Below are 18,616 nucleotides of genomic sequence, written 5' to 3'. Positions count from 1 at the left end.
ATCGCGGCTACGTACGGGTGTCGGCCGATCGGCCCAGCGGGCCTTCGGCCACATGGACACCGGCGCCGCGACCGATCAAGATGGGGCCGGAGGACGGCGGGTGGTGGCGTGGTCGCGCAACGGGAGCTGACGAGCTATGTGGGCCGTGCCGAGGAGCAGGCCCAGGTGCGGCGCCTGCTGGGCGAAGCGCGCCTGGTCACGCTGACCGGCCCCGGTGGCGTCGGCAAGACCCGGCTCGCGTACCGGGTCGCCGGCTCGGTGACCCGGGCGTTCCCCGACGGCGTGGTCGTGGCCGGCCTCGCCGAGCTGCGGGACGGCAGCATGGTCACCCGCACGCTCGCCGACTGCCTCGGCCTGCACGACACGGCCGCCCGGACCACCCGCGCCACCCTGCTCGCCCACCTGCGCGACCGGCGGACGCTGCTGGTGCTGGACAACTGCGAGCACCTCGCCGACGTCTGCGCCGAGCTGGCCGGCGTGCTGCTGCGCCACTGCCCGGACCTGGTGGTCCTCGCGACCAGCCGGTGTTCACTCGGGGTGGCGGGCGAGCGGATCGTGCCGGTCGCGCCACTGGCCGTGCCGCCGGAGGACGTCCGGACCGTCGAGGAGGCGATCGGCTACGCCGCCGTGCGGCTGTTCGCCGATCGGGCGGCCGAGGTGCTGCCGTCGTTCCGGCTTTCCGAGGCCGACGTGGCGCCAGTGGTGAATCTGTGCCGCCAGCTGGACGGCCTGCCGCTGGCCGTCGAGCTGGCCGCCGCGCGGATCCGCGTGCTCTCGCCCGGCCAGATCGCCGAGCGGATGGGGGACAGCCTCGCGCTGCTGACCACCGGGGCGAGGTCGCGGCCCGAGCGGCACCGCAGCCTGCGGGCCACGATCGAGTGGAGCCATTCCCTGTGCACCGGCGACGAGCGCGTGGCCTGGGAGTGCTGCTCGGTGTTCGCGGGCGCGTTCGACCTGTCCGCCGCCGAGGACGTCTGCGCGGTCGCGGGACTCGACGGCTTCGCGGTGCTGGACGCGGTGGACGGCCTGGTCGACAAGTCGGTGCTGCTGCGCGTCGCGGGTGCGGCCGGCGCCCGCTACCGGATGCTGGAGGCCCTGCGCGAGTTCGGCCACGAACGGCTGGCCGCCACCGGCAGCGCCGAGGCGGTGGCCCGCCGGCACCGCGACCACCACGCGCGGCTGCTCGAGCGGGCCGACGCCGAGTGGTTCGGCCCCCGGCGCGAAGACTGGTTCACTTGCCTTTCCGAACGGCACGCGGACGTCCGGGCGGCGCTTTCCTGGTCGCTGCGCGACCCGGAAGAGGCCGCGGTCGCGCTCCGGATGGCGAGCGGCGTGATCGAGTACTGGATGGCCCGGGGCGCGGCGTCGGAGATCCGGGAGTGGCTGGACCGCGCGCTCGCCGTCGTCGCCGACGACGCTCCGGGCCGCGCGACGGCTCAGGCCCGGGCGGCCCTGTGCGCCGCGCTGCACGCGGATCTGGACGCCGCCCGGCACCGGCTGAAGCTCGCCGAAGCCGACGGCGACGCGGCCGCGTTGCCTTACGTCCACCACGTCCGGGCCTTCGTGGCGCTGATCGCGGTCGAGCCGCACGCGCTGGAGAACGCGGCCGAGGCCGTGCGGCTCTTCCGCGCGCGGGGCGCCACCCGCGAGCAGCTGCACCCGATGTTCATCCAGGCGGTGGCCACGGCGTACCGCGGCGACCTGGCCGGCGCCCGGCGGCTGCTGGAGCAGATGCTGCAGGTGTGCGCATCGGCGACGGACCAGGCCTACCGGTCCATGGCCCTGTTCGGGCTGGGCACGGTCGAGATCTTCTTCGGCGGTGACCTCGGCGTCGGGGAACGCGCGATGCGCCACGCGCTGGAGATCGACCTGCGCGGGCCGGACGTGCTGTCGGCGGCGTACCGCGTGGACGGGCTGGCCTGGGCATCGGCGAAGCGCGAAGACTGGCCGGCCGCGGCGAGGTTGTTCGGCACGGCGGCGACGCTGTGGGACCGCTGCGGCGCCGAGCCGGACATCGCCGTGTCACTGGCCCACCGCGAGCTGCTGGCGGCCACCCGGGACGCACTCGGCGACGCGCGGTTCGAGGCGGCGTTCGCCGAGGGGCGCGCGCTGAACCCGCACGACATCCTGGCGGTCGCGCCCCCGGCGGATCAGGCGCCCGCAGATCACGCGGTGCTGCCGCCGCTGACCCGCCGCGAGACGGAGATCGCCCGGCTGGTCGCGACCGGGCTGAGCAACCGCGAGATCGCGGTCCGCTTGGTCATCGCCCAGCGGACCGCGGAAACCCACCTGCAGCACATCTTGAACAAGCTGGACCTCGCGAACCGGACCCAGGTGGCGGTTTGGGTCAATGAGCGGCTCGGCGCTCGGAGCGGGCCGAGGTGATCGGCTCGGCCCGCCGTGGCCGGGCAGGCGTGTCCGCCCGGCCACGACGTCAGGCTCAGGCGTCGCCGGGATCGGCGCCGACGCCGGAGGTGGCGAAGTGCGCTGCCGCCGTGTGGAGCCCCGCGGTGCGGCGCAGCGTGAACCGGTCGATCTCCGCGCCGTCGTTGCGCAGCGTGCGCACGGTCAGCGTGGTCTTCCGTCCGAACCAGGCCGGCTCGGCGTCGATCGCCAGGAACGAGTAGCCGGTGTAGCGCACGCGTGACCAGCCGACGGTCTCCGTCTCCTTCCCGCCGCCCCGCACCCAGTGGTAGGAGGTGAACTCGCCGTCGAAGGTGTCGGGGACCGGGAAGCTGTAGACGCTCCGGCCGCCGCCTCCGCAGGTCGCGTAGACCGTGCCGTCGCGGTCCGGGTCGACGGTGTCGCCGATCGCGACCTTGCGCGTGACGCGGCCGCCGCGCAGGGCGTCGGTGCGCTCGTAGATGTGGTTGTGGCCGTTGACCACCAGGTCGACGTGGAACTGGTCGAACAGCGGCACCCACTCTTCGCGCACGCCGCCCTCGGACGCGTGCTGGTTGGTCGTCGAGTAGGCGCAGTGGTGGAAGAACACGACGATGAAGTCGACGTCCGGCTGCAGCCGCAGGTAGCGCAGGCGTCGTTTGAGCCACGCCGTCTGCGAGCCACGGGAGTAGCCGAGGTTCGCGGGGATCTCGTAGGAGACGTCGTTGGCGTCGAGGGAGATCACGCCGACGTTCCCGTAGATGAACGAGTACACGCTCGGGCACTCGGCGGGCCCGCTGCCGGGGAAGTCCCAGCGCGCGGTCTGGCCGCCGTAGCCGTCGGGCGAGTACAGCGCCTCCATGTCGTGGTTGCCGGTGGTGACCATCCACGGCACCGACGCCGCGACGCCCTCGATCTGGTTGTAGTAGGCGTCCCAGACCTTCGGGTCGAACAGGTCGTGGCCGCTGTCGGAGACCGCGCCCGGCGGGAGGCCGGCGCCGCTCGGGTCGGCGTAGGCGATGTCGCCGGCCAGCAGGTGGAACCGCGGGTTCTGCTTGGCCACGGCGCCGTCCTGGGCCAGTGCCGTGGTGGAGACGCCCTGGTCGCCGAACGCGGTGAAGGTGAACTTGCCGGCCGGGAAGCCGCGTGCGGGCGCGGTGGTGAACGTCGAGATCGCGGCGGCGCCGCCATCGCCCTTGGCCGGGTCGAACCCGTCGTGGCCGACGGCGTAGGTGTAGGTGCGGCCCGGCGCGAGGCCGCACGCCTCGGCGTGCAGGTAGTACTGGTCGTACGGCGCGATCACGCCGGCGACTTCGGAGTGCAGGGCCCGGGTCTCGGCGGGGATCCGGTGGCCCCACTGGATCCCGCGCCGGTCCCGGTGCTCGGCGACGCGCAGGAACGGGTTCTTCACCCGCGTGGGCACCTGCCAGGCGACCCGGACGTCGGTGCGCGGGTTGCGCCCGAACGCGAGGTGCCGGCCGGCGGGGACGACCTTCGCGCCGTCGGCGTAGGCGGCTCCGGGCAGCAGCAGCGGACCGGCGGCGAGCAGCGCGCCGGTCGCCGCCGCCCCCTTGAGCAGCGATCGACGGGACAGGAACTCGTGCTGCTCGGCCATGCTGAGGCGGGCAGCCAGCGCGTCGGGGACGCCGACTCTGGGGATTTCCATGTGCGGATGCTCGCCGACGCACGTGCCCGGTTCGCGACACCGAGACGAACAGCAGCCGTCGAGCTCCGCCGGAATTCCCCAAGAGCTGGTCAAGGCGGTTTTACCGAGGTGCGCCGCCCGGCCCGGCTCGCGGATCCGGCCGGGATCAGCGGTGCCGAGGAAGATCTCAGCGGCGCGTTCAGTCGTCCACGGAGCTAGGCGGGCGAGGCGGTGTCGGTGTCGGCGCCGTTGTCGGCTTGGCGTTCGGTGCGGTCGATCCCGTGCCAGTCCAGGCACAGCACGGTGGCGTCGTCCTGCGGGTGGCCGCGGGTCGCGCGCGTCACCGCCGTGGTGGCGGCCCGGACCAGCTCTCGGGTGTGCAACCCCGCGGTCCGGCGGATCAGGGCGGGCAGGTCGGCGCCGGCGGCGTCGCGTTCGAACATGCCGTCGGTGAGCAGCACCAGCCGGTCGCCGGGGCGCAGGTCCAGCCGGTGCACCCGGTACCGGTACGGCCGGACGCCGAAGAGCAGGTCGGAGTCCAGCTCGATCGGCTTCACCTCGCCGTCGCGCAGCAGCAGGGGTGGGGGATGTCCGGCGTTGACCAGTTCGACCCGCCCCGTCTGCAGGTCGGCCCGCAGCAGCAGGCCGGTGGCCAGCGCTACCTCGCCGCCGTGGTCGAGCAGTGCCTGGTTGGCGTGTGCCGCCTGGCCGGCCAGGTCGCGGCCGGCTCGGCGGGCCCCGCGCAGCGCGCCGACCAGCAGGGTCGCGGTCAGTGCCGAGGCCACGTCGTGGCCGGCGGCGTCGGTGATCGACAGGTGCAGGGTCTCGCGGTCGAGGGCGTAGTCGTAGGTGTCGCCACCGATGTCGTCGGCGGGCACCAGGGCGCCGGCGACGGTGAACTGGGCGGCCTCGCAGCAGGACGCCGAGGGCAGCAGCTGGTGCTGGATCTCCGCGGCCAGGCTCATCGGGGTGGTGCGCCGGCCGATGTGGTAGCGGTCGGTGAAGCGGCGGTCGGTGACGATGACGTAGGCCAGCGCGTGGGCGGCCTGCGCCAGCTGGGCCAGCACGTCCTCGTCGTAGAGGGGCACGGTGACCTCGAGGACGCCGACGCAGTCGCCGCGGTTGGTGACCGGCAGCACCGCCCGAACCCCGCTATCGATCTGCTCCCGCGCCGGCTGCTGGGTGCGCAGCACCCGCTCGTAGACGCTGTCGGGCAGGTCGACCGGCTCGGGGGCGCGCCCGTCCGGGTCCACCGCGGTCGAGGTCAGCCGCACCAGGTGTGCCTCGACGAGGTCGACCAGCAGGAAGGACACGTCGAAGGCGCCCAGCCGTTTCGCCAGGTCGCGCGCGACGACCTCGACGGATTCCACGGGCGGGGCGGTCTCGGCCGCCGCCAGCACATCGCCCGGTCCCAGCACGCTGCCGTCCACGGTCACCCCCGATACTCGGAGTCCACCCAACCACACCACCGACCCCGCCACGACACAAGACGCCGGACGGCGTGCGCGCCGTCCGCCGAGGCGCGCCGGACGCACGGAGCCGGACCGGCCGTTGCCGCCGGTCAGCCGGTCGAGTTCGCTCACCCGGGTTGGTGGTGTTGGCTGCTGGACCCGTCTCGGCGCCGCCGCGGTGGTGGTCACCGGCCGGATCGCCGCAGAGCCGCTACAGCGCGGCCGGGATGCGGACGACGACGTCCAGGCCGCCTTCCGGGCGGGCGGTGATGGTGAGCTCGCCGTGGTGTGGTCACCACGGCTCGGACTTCAGTCCTGTGCCCGCGCGCGGTGCTGGCCGCGAAGGACGGCGTAGAGGTGGTCCGGGTCGCGGGGGAGGGGGAATCCCTTGGCGCAGGCCCGTTCGGCGTCCTGGCGGATGCCGCGCAGCGCACCGGGGGCCAGCTCCGGGACGCCGGGGCCGTCGGTGCGCAGCCACTCGAGCAGGTCGTCCCAGCCGGCCCAGTCACCGGCCGCCAGCACCGTCTCCACCGCGGCGCGATCGAACTCTTCGGCACGCAGGTCGGTCGTCGTATCGTCCTTCTCGGTCATGGCACGGCGGTACCCGCGAACCCGGACGGCAAACGCGCGGCCCGGCGCTGTCCAGTCTTGTGCTCGACGCGCCAGGACGTCTCCTCGCCGAGGTCACGGGCCAGGCGGCCGGGCAGTGCGTCCGCGCTTCTCCCGGCGAGCGGTCCCCGGCTCGACCACCGGGGCGATGGGCTCGAACCTCGAAGACGAGGACGACTGGGCGGTCCCGCCTGGTGACCCACGTCCCGTTCCGGGATCATGGCCGCATGACTGCGCACCGAAAGGGCCATGCCGCGTAGACGCCCCGGAAGCCTGCGCCGCACCCGGCGGCTCGTCGTCGCCGGGCCGCCGCCGGCGAAGATCCCCCGGCTGTCCCGGCGCGCGCAGCGGCAGCTCGCCTTCGCCGAAGCGGACGCCGGGCTGCGGCCCGGCTCCATCCTCGAGCTGCTCGACTACTGGAGGTTCGGTACGCGGCCGCCCTTCCGGCTCGCGAAGCCGATCTGCACCTGTCCCGGCTGCGATCCGGTCACCACGCGGGCCGAGCTCGCCCGGAAGCTGGGTGAGCTGCCGCGCCGGGAGCGGGCGCTGATCGGCGCCGAACTGGCCCGGGTCGACCGCCGGTACCTGGCGCAGACGCTGCCCGACCCGTTCGGCACGTCGCCGTGGTGGTTCGAACGGCGGCTCCACGACGAGGAGGGCTGGGGCCCCCGGTGACCCCGTCGCCGGGCGCACGGCGAGCTCGCGGTGATCGGCTCCGGCGTCCTGTCCTGGGAACCGTCACTCGAAAAGGACGGTCGGCCGGGGAGGGCCAGCTCCTGCTCGGCGCGCGGTCGCCACCGCACCGGCCCCGACCGGATGACCCGCTCACGGGCGTCGGTTCCCGGACCACTTCCGAGCGGCGGTCGTTTATCGGGGTCGTCGAGGGACATTCGGCCCCCCGAGGGGACGTCCACAACCAGGAGGCAGTGGTGAAAGCAGTGGTGTACGACGGGCCGCGGCAGGTCAGTGTCAAGGACGTGCCGGACGCGAAGATCGAGCGGCCGACCGACGTCCTGGTGCAGGTCACCTCGGCGAACATCTGCGGGTCGGACCTGCACATGTACGAGGGCCGGACCGACTTCGAGACCGGCCGCTCGTTCGGGCACGAGAACCTGGGCCAGGTGGTCGAGGTCGGCGCCGGGATCGACAAGGTCCAGGTGGGCGACTGGGTCGTCCTGCCGTTCAACATCGCGTGCGGGCATTGCAAGAACTGCGAGCAGCAGCTGACGAACTACTGCCTGACCGCCCAGCCCGAGCCGAAGCTGGCCGGTGCCGCGTACGGCTTCGCCGACATGGGCCCGTACGCCGGCGGACAGGCCGAGCTCCTGCGCGTGCCCTGGGGCGACTTCAACTGCCTGCGGCTGGGCGAAGACGCCGAGCAGCGCCAGACCGACTACGTGATGCTCGCCGACATCTTCCCCACCGGCTACCACGCCACCGAGATGGCCGGTGTGCGGCCCGGCGACCAGACGGTCATCTACGGCGCCGGCCCGGTCGGGCTGATGGCCGCCCTGTCGGCGACCATCCGGGGCGCGAGCAAGGTCATGGTCGTCGACCGGCACGCCGACCGGCTGCGGCTGGCCGAATCGATCGGCGCGATCGCCATCGACGACTCGAAGGTCGACCCGGTGCAGGCCGTGCTGGACGAGACGATGGGGCTGGGCGCGGACAACGGCTGCGAGTGCGTCGGCTACCAGGCGCACGAGCCCGACGGCCAGGAGCAGGCCAACCTGACGATGAACCGGCTGGTCGCCTCGGTCCGCTTCACCGGCAAGATCGGCAACGTCGGCGTCTTCGTGCCCCAGGACCCCGGGGGCTCGGACGAGCTGGCCAAGCAGGGCAAACTCGCCTTCGACTACGGCATGTTCTGGTTCAAGGGCCAGCACATCGGCAGCGGCCAGGCGCCGGTCAAGAAGTACAACCGGCAGCTGCGCGACCTGATCGCCGCGGGCAAGGCCGAACCGTCGTTCATCGTCAGCCACGAGCTGCCCCTCGACCGTGCGCCGGAGGCCTACGAGCACTTCGACAAGCGGGAAGAGGGCTGGACGAAGGTCGTCCTGCACCCGGCCGGGACGGGAGCCTGACGTGGCCGGAGAGCTGGCCGGACGCCGGGTCGCCATCCTCGCGGCCGACGGGGTGGAGCGGGTCGAGCTGGCGCAGCCGCGGCAGGCGCTGGACGACGCGGGCGCCCGTACCGTCGTCGTCTCCATCGCGAGCGGCGAGATCCAGGCACGCGACCACGACCTCGAAGACGCCGGCACGTTCCCAGTCGACCAGCTGGTCGGCGACGTGTCGCTCGACGACTTCGACGCGCTGCTCCTGCCGGGCGGGACGGTGAACCCGGACAAGCTGCGCATGGAACCGGCCGCGGTGCGGTTCGTCCGGGACTTCGTCCGGTCGGGCAAGCCGGTCGCCTCGATCTGCCACGGCCCGTGGAACTTCGTCGAGGCCGACGTCGCGCGGGGCCGCCGGCTGACGTCGTGGCCGAGCGTGCGCACGGACCTGCGCAACGCCGGGGCCGAGGTGGTGGACGAACCGGTCGTCACCGACGGCAACATCACCACGAGCCGGTCGCCCGACGACCTGCCGGCCTTCTGCGAGCGCATCGTGCAGGAGTTCGGCAACGCCTCGTAGGCCTAGGCCGCAACAGCCGCCGCGGCCGGCCACCGTCGAGCACGGTGACCGGCCGAGGTGCCGCCTCAGGGCTTGAGGACGACCTTTTCGCAGTTGTCCTGCTTGTTCTTGAAGAGCTCGAAACCGCGTTCGGCCTCGTCCAGCGGCAGGGTGTGGGTGATGATGCGGGTCGGGTCGAGCTCGCCGCGTTCGATGCGCTGCAGCAGCGGCTTCATGTAGCGCTGCACGTGGCACTGCCCGGTCCGCAGGGTCAGTGACCGGTTCATCCACGCACCGGCGGGGAATTTGTCCAGCAGGCCGCCGTACACGCCGATCACCGAGACCACGCCGCCGCTGCGGCAGGAGAGGATCGCCTGGCGCAGCGCGTGCGGGCGTTCGGTCTCCGAGCGCACGGCCTGCTTGATCCGGTCGTAGGCGGCGATGTGCGCGCTGCCGTGGGTGGCTTCCAGCCCGACCGCGTCGATGCACTTGTCGGGTCCGCGACCACCGGTCAGCTCCAGCAGCGTGGACCGGACGTCGACCTCGTCGAAGTTGACCGGGATGTGGCCCGCTTGTTCGGCCAGCTGGAGCCGGTAGGGCTCCTTGTCGATGGCGATCACCTTGGCCGCGCCCAGGAGCCGGGCGCTGTCCATGGCGAACTGGCCGACCGGCCCGGCGCCCCAGACCGCGACGACGTCGCTGGAGCGGATGTCGCACATCTCGGCGCCCATGTAGCCGGTGGGCAGGATGTCGGAGAGGAACAGCACCTGTTCGTCGGTCAGGTCCGCCTCGATCTTGATCGGACCGACGTCGGCGAACGGCACCCGCGCGTACTGGGCCTGCCCACCCGCGAAGCCGCCGGTGAGGTGCGAGTAGCCGAACATCCCGGCGACCGGGTGCCCGAACATCTTCTCCGCGATCCCGGCGTTGGGGTTGGAGTTCTCGCAGCACGAGTACAACCCGGCGGCGCAGGCGGCGCACGCGCCGCAGGAGATCGGGAACGGCACGACGACCCGGTCGCCGGCACGCAGCCGTCCCGGGTCGACGCCCGGGCCGACCTCGACGACCTCGCCCATGAACTCGTGGCCCATGACGTCGCCGTCCTGCATGGTGGGGATGTACCCGTCGACCAGGTGCAGGTCCGAGCCGCAGATCGCGGTGGAGGTGATCCGGACGATCGCGTCGCGGTGGTTGAGGATCTTGGGGTCCGGGACGTCGCGGACCTCGACCTTGTTGCGGCCCGCCCAGGTGGTGGCCCTCATGCGTCCGCTCCCTTCTCCAGTTCGACGTCCGACAGCGGCTGCGCCGGACGCTGCGGGAACTCCTTGCGGGCCCGTTTGCCCCACGGGGCGCCGTCGGACCGGACGACCTCGCCGGTCTCCAGGACCTGCTTGAGCCGGCGCAGGTCGTCGTCGAGCTGCTGGTGCGGTTCCTCGCCGTAGTACTTGGCGACCGCCTTGCCGATCGCGCCGCCCGGGATTTCGTACGCCAGGACGACGTTCACTTCGGTGCTCTCGCCGTCGGGGGCGGGGGTGAACCAGACGGTGCCGGCGTTGGGTACCGCGGCTTCCCCGGTGGAACGCCACGCGATCCGCTCGCCGGGGGTCTCTTCGGTGATTTCCGCGTCCCACTCGACGTCCTGGCCGAACGGGGCACTGGCGGTCCAGTGGCTGGTCCGGTCACCGGTGGTGCGGACCTGTTCGAGGTGCGCCATGAACGAGGGCAGGTTCTCCAGGTCGCGCCAGAACGCGAAGACCTCCGGCGGTGGTTTGCGGATGGTGGTCGCTGCGGTCAGATCCACGGGATCTCCTTTGCGTGTGCCGGCCGTCCGCGCGGAGCTCGGGTCGTTGCGCGCGGCGGGTCCGATCGGGGGGCGGCTACCCCTCGGCGGTCCGGCTAACCCACCGGCCCTCCGGACGATCGCGGCCGGTCGCGGCCCGGGCGGCCGGCGATGTTAAGCGGCGGCGCGGAAAGTTGTCACGCCGGGGCCGCCTGGTAACACGCGGGTGTTCCGGGGGAAACCGTCCGGAAATCGGCGGCCGGTGCACTGATCGGCATGACCTTCCAGCTCGACGGCCTGCACCGGCCGGTGATCGTGGTCGGCGGCGGCCAGGCGGGACTGTCGATGTCCCACTGCCTGACCGACGCCGGGGTCGAGCACGTGGTGCTCGAACGCGAGCGCGCGGGGCACGAATGGCGGACCCGCCGCTGGGACAGTTTCTGCCTGGTGACCCCGAATTGGCAGTGCCGGCTGCCCGGGTTCCCCTACTCGGGTGATGATCCGGACGGGTTCATGGTCCGGGACGAGATCGTCGCCTACCTCGAAAACTACGTGAAAGCGTTCGACGTCCCGCTGCACGAGGGCGTCGGCGCGACGCGGCTGCGGCAGCTGCCCGGCGGCGGCTTCCGGCTCACCACCTCGGCCGGCGAGCTGACCGCCGACCACGTCGTGGTGGCCACCGGCCCGTACCAGGTGCCGTTGACACCGCGGCTGGCCGAGCGGCTGCCGGACCACGTCGTCCAGCTGCACTCGGCCGAGTACCGCAACCCGGCGCAGCTGCCGGACGGCGAGGTGCTGGTCGTCGGCACCGGGCAGTCGGGCTGCCAGATCGCCGAGGACCTGCACCTGGCCGGCCGCCGGGTGCACCTGGCCGTCGGCTCGGCGCCGCGGGTGGCCCGGCGCTACCGCGGCCGGGACGTCGTCGCCTGGCTCGACGACATGGGCTACTACGCCCGGGGCATCGAGGAGTTCGCCGACGCCGACGCGGTGCGGTTCCGCGCCAACCACTACGTCACCGGCCGCGACGGCGGGCACGACATCGACCTGCGCGCGTTCGCCGTCCAGGGCATGCAGCTCTACGGCCGCCTCGAACGGGTCCGCAACGGGCGGCTGGAGTTCGCCGGCGACCTGCGCCGCAACCTCGACGCGGCCGACGCCGTCTCCGAGAGCATCAAAGACTCCATCGACGGCCACATCGCGAAACGCGGGATCGCCGCTCCGCACGAGGACCGGTACAAGCCGGTCTGGGAGCCCGGAGACGGGCCCCGGACGCTCGCCGCGGAAGCGCTTTCCGCGGTCGTCTGGAGCACCGGCTTCGGCCGCGACCACCGCTGGATCGACGTCCCGGTGTTCGACGGCAGGGGCTACCCCACGCACCACCGCGGCGTCACCAGCTGCCCCGGCCTGTATTTCCTCGGCTTGCCGTGGCAGCACACCTGGGGCTCCGGCCGGTTCTGCGGCGTCGCCGCGGACGCGGAGTACCTGGCCCGGCGGATCACCGGCGGCGGCCGCGGGGACGTCCGGTGGCTCTCCGGCACGCCGGTGAGCACCTACCCGGCCGACGACGACTGGGTCGCGCCGCGGACGGTCGCGTGATGCGCTGGACGAACGACGCCCACCGGCACCTGGGCGTGCTGCCCGCGTACCCGTTCTACGGCGGCCCGCCGGTCGCCCCGGCGATCGGCAGCCGGGCCACGATCGGCGAACTGCTGTCCGATCTGGACCGCGAAGGCACCGAACGCGCGCTGGTCATCCCGAACTACGGCGTACCGGACCCGGCGATCGCCTTCTCGTTCAACGAACTCTGCGTCGAAGCGGCGAGCAAGGACGACCGGATCAGCGCCGCGCTCTGGGTGTCCCCGCGCCCCGAAGACGCCGACCGGACCGAGGAAGCGCTGAAACTGGCGGGCGAAGACGGCGTGCGGGCGCTGAAGCTCAGCTTCCTGCTGGGCGGCAAGGCTTCCGACCCGGCGTGCAAGCCGCAGCTGGATCGGATCTTCGCCGCCGCGCGGGAGCACGACCTCGTCGTGCACGTCCACACCTCGCCGGGCACGGCGTCGGACATCGACGAGGTCGGCAAGCTCGTCGATGTCTACGCCGACGACGTCAGGCTGCACCTCGTCCACTTCGGCGGCGGGATGAGCGGGCACATCAAGCTCGTCGGCGGCCGCTTCTTCGACTGGATCGCCGCCGGCAAGCAGGTCTACACCGACCTGTCGTGGGCGATCGGCTTCACCCCGCGCTGGCTCGTCGAGGAGATCTCGCGCCGCGGCCTCGGCCACGACCGCGTGCTGTTCGCCTCCGACGAGCCGTGGGGCGATCACGAGGGCGAACTCGCGAAGCTGGCCGCCGCGGCCGGCGACGGCGAGCTCGCCGACCTGGTTTTCCGCGGCACGTTCGACGTGCTGTACGGACCGAAGAAAGGGAAATAGACCGATGGCAGAGCTGACCGAGACCGAGAAGACCAGCCTCGACGAGATCCCGCACCCGTCGCTGCCGCAGGGCTCCAACCTGTACGGCGGGACCAAGGTCTTCCCGGACTACCAGGCCGAACCCGGCCAGAGCTACTTCACGCTCGTGCACGGCATCGCGCACGAGTCGTCGGTGAGCTTCGTGGCGATCCTGCAGGCGACCCGCGCGCTGCGGAAGGGCTTCGAGGCGGCGATCTACTTCTACGGCCCGGGTTCGCTGAACTGCCTGGCCACCCGCGGCTTCCCGACGACCGGCAACGCGGCGTTCCCGGGTGAGCTGAACATCAACGACCAGCTCAAGACGTTCATCTCCGAAGGCGGTAAAGCCTATTGCTGCCGGTTCGGGCTGTCGCTGCACGGCGCGCGCGAAGAGGACCTCATCGAGGGTGTCATCCCGACGCACCCGCTGGACGTCCAGGACGCCTTGATCCACTACGCGCGCAAGGGCGCCATCATCAACTCCACCTACATGTTCTAGGGAGCGGCTCGTGCGCGTTGGCATCGAAGAGGACTTGGACACCCGCGCCGACATCGCCGTCCGCGGGGTGCGCGTGGACGCACCTGTGCAGCGCAGCAAAGGCGCCGGGCCGAGCGACGACGGCCACCTGGTCGTCGACGGTGCCAACGCCACCCTGCCGCTGAACGACGACAGCCCGTACGAGGTCCGCGACGGCCGGATCCACCGCGGGACGGCCGACCTCGGCCTCAGCGTGACGCCGGTGGCCCGGCCCCGGTTCTACGACCTGTCCACTTCGGACGGGATCCCGTACCGCAAGATCGCGCTGCTGCACGGGAAGGACGTCCTCGCGACCACCGTCGTGCAGACGTGCATCCGGTACGTCGAGGACCAGCGCTGCCGGTTCTGCACCATCGAAGAGTCGCTGCGGTCCGGATCGACGGTGGCCGCGAAGACGCCGCAGCAGCTCGCGGAGGTCGCCGAGGCGGCCGTGCGGCTCGACGGCGTCCGGCAGATGGTGCTGACGACCGGCACCACGGCCGGGCCGGACCGCGGGGCCCGGCACCTCGTCCGGTGCGTCCGTGCGGTGCTCGACGCGGTGCCGGGCCTGCCCATCCAGGTGCAGATCGAGCCACCGGGCGACCTCGGGATTCTCCAAGAGCTGCGCGACGCCGGAGCCACGTCGATCGGCATCCACGTCGAGTCCCTCGACGACGACGTCCGGCGGCGCTGGATGCCGGGCAAGTCCACCGTGCCGCTGGCCGAGTACGAGGCCGCGTGGGCGGAGGCGGTCCGGGTGTTCGGCCGCAACCGCGTCTCGACGTACCTGCTGATCGGGCTCGGCGAGGACCCGGACGACCTGGTCGCGGGCGCCGGACGGCTCATCGACGCCGGGGTCTACCCGTTCGTCGTCCCGATGCGGCCGATGCTCGGCACCCTCGCCCGCCGCGACGGCGCCACGGCACCGTCGCCGAGGCTGGTCGCCGACGTCACCGGCCGGGTCGCGGCGCTGCTGCGCGCGGCCCGGATGACGGGCGCCGACCAGGGCGCCGGCTGTGCCGCGTGCGGCGCCTGCGGCCTGCTCAGCGCGGCGGGAGGCTGACGTGGACCACGACATCCTCGCCCTGCTGGGTGACGTCCGCAGCGTCGCCGCCCGCCCGGCGTTCCGCCTCGACGAGGCCGACCACAGTGGACGGACGGCGTACCGCGTGCTGCGCCACGAAGCTTTCGTGGCCCGCCAGGGGTTGTTCGAGGGGCACGACCTCGACGAGCACGACGTCGACCCCCGCACGGTCGTGCTGGTCGCGCGGGACACCGGGGGAGCGGTGCTCGGCGGCGTCCGGCTCGGCCCGGCCACCGACGGACCCGACCTCGGCTGGTGGCGGGGCGGCCGCCTCGTCGTCGCACCCGGGTCACCGCCCGGGATCGGCTCCGCGCTGATCCGCGCGGCCTGTGCGCGGGCCGAGGCCGAAGGCGCGCTGCGGTTCGAAGCGACCGTGCAGACCCGCACCGAAAGGCTGTTCACCCGGCTCGGCTGGCAGCGGGTGCGGCCGGTGACCGTCGCCGGCCACGACCACGTGCTGATGCGGTGGCCGATCGGCCGGATCGCCGCGCTGGCCCGCGCGACGAAGGCCGCCCTCGGGCCACTGCTGCCCGGGCTGACCGGCGTCCCCGGCTTCGTCGGTGACGACGGCGTCCCGCTGCCCGGCACCGACGTCGTCGCCGCCTGCGACGCGATCATCCCGGCCATGGTCGAACGCGACCCGGAGTGGGCGGGCTGGTGCTCGGTGCTGGTCAACCTCAACGACCTGGCCGCGATGGGCGCCACCCCCACCGGGCTGCTCGACGCGCTCGGCGCCCGTGACGCGTCCTTCGCCGCCCGTGTCCTCAGCGGACTGCGGAAGGCGAGCGAGGCCTACGGCGTGCCGGTGCTCGGCGGGCACACGCAGTTCGGCGTCCCGGCTTCGCTGTCGGTCACGGCGCTGGGCCGCACGAGCGACCCGGTGCCCGGCGGTGGCGGGAAGCCGGGGCAGCGCGTCTGGCTGACCGCCGACCTCGGCGGTGGCTGGCGGCCCGGCCACACCGGGCGGCAATGGGATTCGACGAGCTTCCGCCGCACGTCCGAACTGCGCGCCCTGCTCGGCTCGGTGGCCGAGGCGCGACCGGCCGCGGCCAAGGACGTCTCGATGGCCGGCGTCGCCGGGACCCTCGGCATGCTCGCCGAGGCGTCGGGCTGCGGCGCGGTGCTGGACGTCGAGCGGGTGCCCCGGCCGCCCGGAGCGTCCACAGGGGACTGGCTGACCTGTTTCCCGGGTTTCGCGATGCTCACCGCCGGCGCCCCGGCACCGGCCGGGCCCGCGGTCACCGCCGCGTGCGGCGAACTGACCACCGGCGCCGGTGTCGCGCTGCGCTGGCCCGACGGCGAGGTGACGACCGCCATCGAGGGTGGCGTCACCGGATTGGGTACCTCATGACGACACTCAGGATGGCCGCGGTCGCCGCTCCGTTCGACCGCGACCTCGAAGGCGACTTCGCCCGCATCGAAAAGCTGATCGGCGAGGCGAAGGCCGAGGGCGTCCGGCTGCTGGCGCTGCCGGAGGCCGCGCTGGGCGGCTACCTCGCCAACCTCGACGGTGGCGCCGAAGGACCGCCCGCGCTGGCCGCGGACGGCCCCGAGATCGCGCGGCTGGCCGCGCTGGCCGGCGACCTCGTCGTCACGGCGGGCTACTGCGAGCTCGACGGCGGCCGCCGGTACAACTCCGTCGTGTGCGTCAGCGGCGACGGCGTCCTCGGGCACCACCGCAAGGTCCACCAGCCCCTGGCCGAAAACGCCAGCTACGGCGCCGGCCGCGGGTTCGCCGCGTTCGACACCCCGGTCGGGCGGCTGGGCATGCTGATCTGCTACGACAAGGCGTTCCCCGAATCCGCGCGGGCGCTGGCCCTCGACGGCGCCGAGATCGTCGTCTGCGTGTCCGCCTGGCCCGGCAGCCGGACCAGCCCGGCCGCCGACCTCGCGCAGGACCGCTGGAAACGCCGGTTCGACCTGTTCGACCGGGCCCGCGCGTTGGAGAACCAGATCGTCTGGCTCTCGGCCAACCAGTCCGGCACCTTCGGCGACCTGCGGTTCGTCGCGAGCGCGAAGGTCGTCGACCCCGGCGGGGAGGTCCTCGCCGACACCGGCGTCGCCGAGGGCATGGCGATCGCCGAACTCGACGTGCCGGCGGCGCTGGCCACCGCCCGGCGCTCGATGGGACACCTGGCGGACAGACGGCCCGACGCCTACCCGGTTAGTGTCCCGTGAATGGGGCAGATCCGCATCGCCGCCGTGGCCGCGCACTTCGGCCGCGACCTCGGCTTCGACCTGCAGCGCATCGCGACGCTGATCGACCACGCGCGCTCGTCCGGCGCGGCGCTGCTGGTGCTGCCGGACGCGGCGCTCGGCGGGTACCTCGCCGACCTGCGCCACCCCGACCCGGACGCCCTGCCCCCGGCGCTCGACCCCGACTGCGCGGAGCTGAAGACGATCCGCTCGCTGGCCGGGGAGATGGTCGTCTGCGTCGGCTACTGCGAGGCGGACGGGCCGCGGCGCTACAACTCGGCGGTCTGCGTCACCGGCGACGGCGTGCTCGGCCGGCACCGCAAGGTCCACCAGCCGCCGGGGGAGAGCGTCGCCTACGCACCGGGTGACGAGTTCACCGCGTTCGACACGCCGGTCGGGCGGCTGGGGATGCTGATCGACTACGACAAGACGTTCCCCGAGGCGGCCCGCACGCTGGCGGTCGGCGGCGCCGAAGTGCTCGCCTGCCTCAGCGCGTGGCCGACCAGCATCACCAACCGCGCGCCGCGGATGGCCCAGGACCGCCAATCCCGGCTGTTCGACCTCTACGACCAGGCGCGGGCGGCGGAGAACCAGGTCGTGCTCGTCTCGTCCAACCAGACCGGCGCGATGGGCGGGATGCGGTTCCTCGGCCAGGCCAAGGTCGTCGGGCCCGGCGGGGAGATCCTGGCGCGGACCTGGTCCAAGGCCGGCATCGCGGTGGCCGAGCTGGACATCGCGCAGGAGATCGCCAACGCCCGGCGCGTGCTGCACCACCTGGGGGAGCGGAAACCGTCGGTGTACCGGGAGGCCTGATGCGCATCGCCCTGCTGAGCTACTCCACCAAGCCCCGCGGCGGGGTCGTGCACACGCTCGCGCTGGCCGAGGCGCTGGCGGAACTCGGCGAAGACGTCACCGTGTGGACGCTCGGCCGCGGCGGGGACGCGGGGTTCTTCCGGCCGGTGGATCCGCGGGTGCGCCAGGCGATCGTGCCGTTCCCGGACGAGCCGGGCGAATCGGTGGGGGAGCGCATCCTGCGCTCGATCGCCGTGCTGCGCGAGGCGTTCACGCCGGACGCCTACGACGTCGTGCACGCGCAGGACTGCATCAGCGCGAACGCCGTCGACCGCTGCGTCCGCACGGTCCACCACCTCGACACCTTCTCGACGCCGGAGCTGGCGGCCTGCCACGAGCGGGCGATCGTCCGGCCGTCCGCGCACGTCTGCGTGTCGGCCGCGGTGGCGGCGGAGGTCCGCGCCGGCTGGGGCATCGAGGCGACGGTGATCCCGAACGGAGTGGACTACGACCGCTTCGCGACCGCGCCACGCACCTCGGACCGCGGCCGGTACGTGCTCGCGGTGGGCGGGATCGAGCCGCGCAAGGGCTCGCTCGACCTGCTGGAGGCGTACGCACTGCTGGCCGAGCCGGACCTGCGCCTGCTCATCGCCGGCGGCGAAACGCTCTTCGACTACCGCGACTACCGCACCCGCTGGGAGAAACGCGCGGCGGAGCTGGGCGTCTCGCCGGTCGTGCTCGGCCCGGTCGCGCACGGCGAACTGCCGTCGCTCGTGGCGTCGGCGACCGTGTTCGCGTTCCCGTCCACCAAGGAAGGCTTCGGGCTGGCCGCGATGGAGGCCCTCGCCGCCGGCGTGCCGGTGGTCACGCGCGACCTGCCGGTGCTGCGCGAGGTCTTCGGCGGAGCGGTGCGGTTCGCCGCCGACCCACCCGGCTTCGCCCGCGAGCTGCGGGCGGCCCTCCAGGGCGTCGACCCGGCACCCGGCCAGGCATTGGCGCGGCGGTACACGTGGGCGGCGGCCGCCGAAGCGCACCGCACGTTCTACCGAGGGCTCGCGGCGGCGGGCTGATCGCGGGTCAGTCCGGCGGGTGGCCGG

The 18,616-nt window shown here is 73.1% G+C and carries 17 protein-coding genes; 12 read left to right on the top strand and 5 right to left on the bottom strand.

Features of this window, described 5'->3' with window-relative positions:
- Positions 1 to 108: 108 nt before the first annotated feature.
- The gene (locus ACLJPY_RS00620) at positions 109 to 2,385 is read left to right on the top strand and encodes an ATP-binding protein (protein WP_410585971.1); all 2,277 of its coding nucleotides are present in this window, start codon (positions 109 to 111) and stop codon (positions 2,383 to 2,385) included.
- A 55-nt stretch (positions 2,386 to 2,440) separates the two neighbouring features.
- On the opposite strand, the gene ACLJPY_RS00615 is transcribed toward ACLJPY_RS00620, so the two are convergent.
- The 3 genes from ACLJPY_RS00615 to ACLJPY_RS00605 form a co-directional block, all read right to left on the bottom strand.
- Positions 2,441 to 4,048, bottom strand: coding sequence for a purple acid phosphatase family protein (locus ACLJPY_RS00615; protein WP_410585970.1), 1,608 nt, complete (start codon positions 4,046 to 4,048; stop codon positions 2,441 to 2,443).
- 194 nt (positions 4,049 to 4,242) lie between these two features.
- Positions 4,243 to 5,610 (bottom strand): PP2C family protein-serine/threonine phosphatase, encoded by a 1,368-nt coding sequence (locus ACLJPY_RS00610; protein ID WP_410585969.1) that lies wholly within the window; start codon positions 5,608 to 5,610, stop codon positions 4,243 to 4,245.
- A gap of 177 nt (positions 5,611 to 5,787) precedes the next feature.
- Positions 5,788 to 6,069 (bottom strand): hypothetical protein, encoded by a 282-nt coding sequence (locus tag ACLJPY_RS00605; protein WP_410585968.1) that lies wholly within the window; start codon positions 6,067 to 6,069, stop codon positions 5,788 to 5,790.
- 267 nt (positions 6,070 to 6,336) lie between these two features.
- Between ACLJPY_RS00605 and ACLJPY_RS00600 the strand changes: the two genes are divergently transcribed.
- The 3 genes from ACLJPY_RS00600 to ACLJPY_RS00590 all read left to right on the top strand — a co-directional run bounded on the left by ACLJPY_RS00600 (position 6,337) and on the right by ACLJPY_RS00590 (position 8,721).
- A complete protein-coding gene (locus ACLJPY_RS00600) occupies positions 6,337 to 6,762 on the top strand; it encodes a hypothetical protein (protein WP_410585967.1) in 426 nt (141 codons plus the stop codon).
- A gap of 254 nt (positions 6,763 to 7,016) precedes the next feature.
- Positions 7,017 to 8,171, top strand: coding sequence for a glutathione-independent formaldehyde dehydrogenase (locus tag ACLJPY_RS00595; protein WP_410585966.1), 1,155 nt, complete (start codon positions 7,017 to 7,019; stop codon positions 8,169 to 8,171).
- 1 nt (position 8,172) lies between these two features.
- Complete coding sequence (locus tag ACLJPY_RS00590) at positions 8,173 to 8,721, top strand: type 1 glutamine amidotransferase domain-containing protein (RefSeq protein ID WP_410585965.1); 549 nt, start codon at positions 8,173 to 8,175, stop codon at positions 8,719 to 8,721.
- Between the two features lie 65 nt (positions 8,722 to 8,786).
- Here ACLJPY_RS00590 and ACLJPY_RS00585 read toward each other — a convergent pair whose 3' ends face one another.
- Both ACLJPY_RS00585 and ACLJPY_RS00580 read right to left on the bottom strand, forming a co-directional pair.
- Positions 8,787 to 9,962, bottom strand: a complete 1,176-nt coding sequence (locus ACLJPY_RS00585) for a zinc-dependent alcohol dehydrogenase (protein WP_410585964.1) — start codon at positions 9,960 to 9,962, stop codon at positions 8,787 to 8,789.
- Positions 9,959 to 10,501, bottom strand: coding sequence for an SRPBCC family protein (locus ACLJPY_RS00580; protein WP_410585963.1), 543 nt, complete (start codon positions 10,499 to 10,501; stop codon positions 9,959 to 9,961). The genes ACLJPY_RS00585 and ACLJPY_RS00580 overlap by 4 nt, the downstream gene beginning before the upstream one ends.
- 255 nt (positions 10,502 to 10,756) lie before the next feature.
- Here ACLJPY_RS00580 and ACLJPY_RS00575 point away from each other — a divergent pair, with 255 nt between their 5' ends.
- Genes ACLJPY_RS00575 through ACLJPY_RS00540 form a run of 8 tightly spaced genes read left to right on the top strand, consistent with a single transcriptional unit; the run spans position 10,757 to position 18,589 of the window.
- Entirely contained in the window at positions 10,757 to 12,076 is a 1,320-nt protein-coding gene (locus ACLJPY_RS00575; RefSeq protein WP_410585962.1) for an MSMEG_0569 family flavin-dependent oxidoreductase, read from the top strand.
- Positions 12,076 to 12,912 (top strand): amidohydrolase family protein, encoded by an 837-nt coding sequence (locus tag ACLJPY_RS00570; RefSeq protein ID WP_410585961.1) that lies wholly within the window; start codon positions 12,076 to 12,078, stop codon positions 12,910 to 12,912. Before ACLJPY_RS00575 ends, ACLJPY_RS00570 begins: the two co-directional genes overlap by 1 nt.
- 4 nt (positions 12,913 to 12,916) lie before the next feature.
- Complete coding sequence (locus ACLJPY_RS00565) at positions 12,917 to 13,429, top strand: MSMEG_0572/Sll0783 family nitrogen starvation response protein (protein ID WP_003073383.1); 513 nt, start codon at positions 12,917 to 12,919, stop codon at positions 13,427 to 13,429.
- A 10-nt stretch (positions 13,430 to 13,439) separates the two neighbouring features.
- Positions 13,440 to 14,510: an MSMEG_0568 family radical SAM protein gene (locus tag ACLJPY_RS00560; RefSeq protein ID WP_410585960.1), complete on the top strand. Its 1,071-nt coding sequence runs from the start codon at positions 13,440 to 13,442 to the stop codon at positions 14,508 to 14,510.
- A gap of 1 nt (position 14,511) precedes the next feature.
- The gene (locus ACLJPY_RS00555; RefSeq protein WP_410585959.1) at positions 14,512 to 15,882 is read left to right on the top strand and encodes an MSMEG_0567/sll0787 family protein; all 1,371 of its coding nucleotides are present in this window, start codon (positions 14,512 to 14,514) and stop codon (positions 15,880 to 15,882) included.
- Complete coding sequence (locus ACLJPY_RS00550; protein ID WP_410585958.1) at positions 15,879 to 16,709, top strand: carbon-nitrogen hydrolase family protein; 831 nt, start codon at positions 15,879 to 15,881, stop codon at positions 16,707 to 16,709. Before ACLJPY_RS00555 ends, ACLJPY_RS00550 begins: the two co-directional genes overlap by 4 nt.
- Entirely contained in the window at positions 16,710 to 17,540 is an 831-nt protein-coding gene (locus tag ACLJPY_RS00545) for a carbon-nitrogen hydrolase family protein (protein ID WP_410585957.1), read from the top strand.
- Positions 17,540 to 18,589, top strand: coding sequence for an MSMEG_0565 family glycosyltransferase (locus ACLJPY_RS00540; RefSeq protein WP_410585956.1), 1,050 nt, complete (start codon positions 17,540 to 17,542; stop codon positions 18,587 to 18,589). Before ACLJPY_RS00545 ends, ACLJPY_RS00540 begins: the two co-directional genes overlap by 1 nt.
- The last annotated feature ends 27 nt before the right edge of the window (positions 18,590 to 18,616 follow it).

This window comes from Amycolatopsis sp. lyj-23, from assembly GCF_046549135.1.
GTDB lineage: Bacteria > Actinomycetota > Actinomycetes > Mycobacteriales > Pseudonocardiaceae > Amycolatopsis.
The sequence above is the reverse complement of the archived record's forward strand: the minus strand, read 5'-3'. Positions and strand labels throughout refer to the sequence as shown.

Coding starts and splice junctions, on each gene's coding strand:
- ACLJPY_RS00585 (WP_410585964.1), bottom strand. CDS start 9,962: ATGAGGGCCACCACCTGGGCGGGCCGCAACAAGGTCGAGGTCCGCGAC.
- ACLJPY_RS00545 (WP_410585957.1), top strand. CDS start 16,710: ATGGGGCAGATCCGCATCGCCGCCGTGGCCGCGCACTTCGGCCGCGAC.
- ACLJPY_RS00565 (WP_003073383.1), top strand. CDS start 12,917: ATGGCAGAGCTGACCGAGACCGAGAAGACCAGCCTCGACGAGATCCCG.
- ACLJPY_RS00605 (WP_410585968.1), bottom strand. CDS start 6,069: ATGACCGAGAAGGACGATACGACGACCGACCTGCGTGCCGAAGAGTTC.
- ACLJPY_RS00540 (WP_410585956.1), top strand. CDS start 17,540: ATGCGCATCGCCCTGCTGAGCTACTCCACCAAGCCCCGCGGCGGGGTC.
- ACLJPY_RS00575 (WP_410585962.1), top strand. CDS start 10,757: ATGACCTTCCAGCTCGACGGCCTGCACCGGCCGGTGATCGTGGTCGGC.
- ACLJPY_RS00570 (WP_410585961.1), top strand. CDS start 12,076: ATGCGCTGGACGAACGACGCCCACCGGCACCTGGGCGTGCTGCCCGCG.
- ACLJPY_RS00550 (WP_410585958.1), top strand. CDS start 15,879: ATGACGACACTCAGGATGGCCGCGGTCGCCGCTCCGTTCGACCGCGAC.
- ACLJPY_RS00600 (WP_410585967.1), top strand. CDS start 6,337: ATGCCGCGTAGACGCCCCGGAAGCCTGCGCCGCACCCGGCGGCTCGTC.
- ACLJPY_RS00615 (WP_410585970.1), bottom strand. CDS start 4,048: ATGGAAATCCCCAGAGTCGGCGTCCCCGACGCGCTGGCTGCCCGCCTC.